The sequence below is a fragment of the Synergistaceae bacterium genome, from assembly GCA_021372895.1.
Taxonomy (GTDB): Bacteria; Synergistota; Synergistia; order Synergistales; family Synergistaceae; genus JAJFTP01.
Genome location: JAJFTP010000034.1, coordinates 1 through 2,652 on the forward strand (window position 1 = coordinate 1; position 2,652 = coordinate 2,652).

At 49.0% G+C, this 2,652-nt stretch carries 2 protein-coding genes; both read left to right on the forward strand.

Features of this window, described 5'->3' with window-relative positions:
* Window positions 1–957 (forward strand): aminopeptidase P family protein (locus LLF78_03495; GenBank protein ID MCE5201562.1); only part of this gene is annotated, 957 nt, incomplete at its 5' end.
* A gap of 211 nt (window positions 958–1,168) precedes the next feature.
* The coding region (locus LLF78_03500) for an ABC transporter substrate-binding protein (protein MCE5201563.1) at window positions 1,169–2,652 on the forward strand (1,484 nt) is incomplete at its 3' end.

Sequence of the window (2,652 nt, forward strand, 5' to 3'; positions counted from 1 at the left end):
GCTAAGGACGGCAGATGTTTCGCTATGACGCCTCTTCTGTACAGGGAAGAGATCATGAACGCGTTCGGCGATGTCCCGTTTTACGCGGAATGGGATGACCATGAGGGATTTACAGGAGCATTCAGGCTCGGCTGTGAGAAACTAGGATTGATTGGGGGCAAGATCGCGTTCAACGACGGTGTTCGCGCAGTAGATATGCTTGCAATAAGAGACGCTATGGACATACAGCTTTGCAACGGCAGCGACGTGCTGGCCCCGCTTCGTTCCTGCAAGGACGAAGAAGAGCTGGAATACATGAGGATCGCCTCTCGTATTGTTGACGGAGTAGTTGCAAAACTTCAGAAGTTTATCAAGCCAGGCATGAAGGAGCGCGAAATTATTAAAAAGATCCCGGAGTTCTTTGAGGAACTCGGCAGTGACCAGATGTCATTTGACCCTATAGTGGCAAGCGGCCCCAACGGTTCAATGCCGCACTATGCGGGAGATCAGCGCGTCATTGAGAAGGACGATATTATAATTCTTGACCTTGGAGGACGTTACAAGAGTTATTGCTCCGACACGACTCGCACTCTATTTGTCGGTGAGCCGACAGATGAGCAGAGAAAAATATATGAAATAGTTCGTATTGCTCAGGCAGCCGGAGAAGCGGCAGTGCAGCCTGGTGCGACCGGACAGGATGTTGACAGGGCTGCCCGTAAGGTCATAATTGATGCCGGCTACGGAGACTTCTTCTTTAACCGCGTTGGCCATGGCATAGGCATTGCTGTCCATGAAAACCCGTACATCATAGAGGGCAATGATGTGCCGCTTAAACCAGGCAATGTCTTCAGCGTGGAACCCGGTATATATATACCGGGCAAATTTGGCGTAAGGATAGAGAACCTTGTTGCTGTACGTACCGACGGTACAGGCGAGGTCCTGAATCATTTTACGAGAGAACTTATGATCTGCGGGTAACGTGTTCACATATCAGGGGTGAGACACAAGCCGATATGACGGATTAGGGTTGATGCCTTCCAACGTATCCCAAGTGTTTTTTACTTGGGATACGTTTTTTCGTTATCAGTGGTCTTTAGCTTTTCTATGGCATCAGAGGTGAAAATTACACTCTCTTGCCCTGCTTCAGTCTGCACGTTATACTTATCCGGAAGCGGGGAGAGTGTGGCTGATGGAGGAAATTCTCAAACAGGTACTTAAAGATCTGATTGAAGACTATGGAGTCGGGATACTTGAGGATCCCGACAGGTTGTCTCAGTTTCTTGAGGATCGCTGTCCTTCCTGCCGGGCTGAAAATTTTCGTCTTACCTTCGCCCTTAGATACTTGATCAAATCCGGGTGGGCCCCTCATACTAAAAATTTTGGTATAAACGATCCATCCTGGACAGACAGGCTTTGTAAAAATCTCGGGTTTACAGTTGAAAATGCAGAAGAAGTCCTAAGGATCCTAAGTGAGGCATCATCATTTCCTGACAGCAACGAAGGCCCCGATGGAGTGGATATGGTAATAGCGCGATCCGGGAATCTGCGCAGGATATCAGGCGGCATATCGAATAAACCCAGGACTATGTGGATCCGGAAAAAGTCTTTTTACAACGGGCTGGTTCTCATTGTTGCCTTTCTGTCCATTGTTGTGCTGTTCTTTCAGATAGGCAGCCAGCGCAATCCGGTAGGAGACGAATTCCGCATTGTTTTCTTCGCCCCTCTTACCGGCCCGGCAGCACAGACCGGACACAACCAACTTCGCGCGGCCCAACTTGCGGTTGAACTCATAAATAAACAGGGAGGCGTCAGAGGCTATAAACTTAAAATCGTCGGTTATGACATCCCTTCAGATCCTGGCAAGGCGGATAAGAGCATCCGCAGAGCTATGGAGGACAAGAGTATTCTGGTTATGATGACCGGCATGCAGGGCCAATCCGTCCAAGTTATGTCGTCTATAGCCGACGAGATAGGTGTTCCTCTTGTGATAACCTCACCTGAGGTCGTCTTTGGATCTCTGATGAATGGGAATAGACCCCACCTTTACTCTTTTCATCTGGCAAACGATACGCATGCGCGGGCTAAGATGCTTGCATATTTTGCGATACAGGGGCTCATGAAAAAAAAATTCGGACTCTTTTACAATGCGGACGACAACATCTCTGCAGCAGTGCATGAATCTGTCCTTCGCTGGATAAAAAATTTTGGCGGTTCTGTTACGGCAGACCTGAGTTACTCTAAAAAGAGCGGCTCTGCTTATTCTTCCGCGATGAAAGCTATAGCAGATAGCGGGGCAGACATTCTTCTGCTGCCGGGAAGATATGGAGACACCGGAGAAATTGTCAGACAGGCGCGTGCGGCAGGTTTTGTATCGACGATACTGGCTGAAGGATATACAGAGCTTATACCTGATACTGCCGGAATATCTCTTGCCGGCAGCTGGTGGATCAACGAAGTTTCTTCTCTTGACCCGCAGATACGCTCGGTCCTCAAAGAATACAAGACACTTTATAACGAGAACTGTCCGCCGGATGATGTTGAGGCAGCAATCCTTGCTTATGACGGAGTGGGGTGGGTAGCCAACGCGCTCTATCAGGCTCCGGGTTACAGGGGAGAGGCTATACGCCATGCACTTCTTGCAACGAGAAATTTTGCGATGATCCACGCAACACT